The sequence below is a fragment of the Streptomyces sp. A18 genome, assembly GCF_059026065.1.
Map to the genome: position 1 here is coordinate 1 of NZ_JBWLKL010000132.1, position 925 is coordinate 925.

General features: G+C 70.4%; 1 protein-coding gene. It reads left to right on the forward strand.

What is annotated here, in order from left to right; all coding sequences use genetic code 11:
* The coding region (locus AC5P1C_RS43820) for a condensation domain-containing protein (RefSeq protein WP_493871591.1) at positions 1-925 on the forward strand (925 nt) is incomplete at both ends.

Genomic DNA, 925 nt, shown 5'->3' on the forward strand with positions numbered 1-925 from the left:
AGGAGTTCCAGGGCGGAGGTGTGGGTCGGCTGCCCGTACTGCCGGTGAGCCGGTACCTGCGGGAACTGGGCGGCAGTTCGGGCCGGTTCTCGATGTCGGCCGTGCTCGACTTGCCGGTCGGCATCGATCAGGAGGGCCTGTCGGCGACCCTGACAGCCGTATTCGACCGTCACGACGTGCTGCGCTCCCGACTCGTCGTGGGCGACGAGTGGAGCCTGGAGGTCACCGATCCGGGCTCGGTGGACGTGGCCGGCCTGGTCCACCGGGTGGAATGCGATGGCCAGTGGGGTGAGCCGCGCTGGCGGGAGCTGGCGGAGGCCGAGCTGGACGAGGCCACCGGACGGCTGGATCCGCGAGGCGGGGTGATGGGCCAGTTCGTATGGTTCGACGCGGGCACACAGGTTCCCGGCCGCCTGCTGGTGGTGCTGCACCACCTGGTCGTGGACGGCGTGTCCTGGCGGATCCTCCTGCCCGACCTCGCCACCGCCTGGCAACACGTGAGCTCCGGCGATGATCCGGTACTGCCCGAGGTGGGCACGTCGGTACGGCGTTGGACGCATGCACTGCAGGACGAGGCCGTCAGCGCCGAACGCGTCGCCGAACTCCCTCTGTGGCGTGCGATGGTGGACGGCCCGGACCCCCTGCTCGGCCACCGCCCCCTGGACCCGACCCTCGACGTGTCCGACACCGTCGACCACATTTGGGTCCAACTGCCGGCGCGGGTGACCAAGGCGTTGCTGACGTCGGTGCCGACGGCGTTCCGCGGCCAGGTGAACGACGGCCTGCTGGCCAGCCTCGCTCTCGCCGTGGCCAAGTGGCGGCAGAAACGCGGCATCACCGAATCCTCCACGCTGATCCGGCTCGAAGGACACGGCCGTGAGGAAGGCGTCGTACCGGGAGCCGACCTGTCCCGCACCGTGGGCTG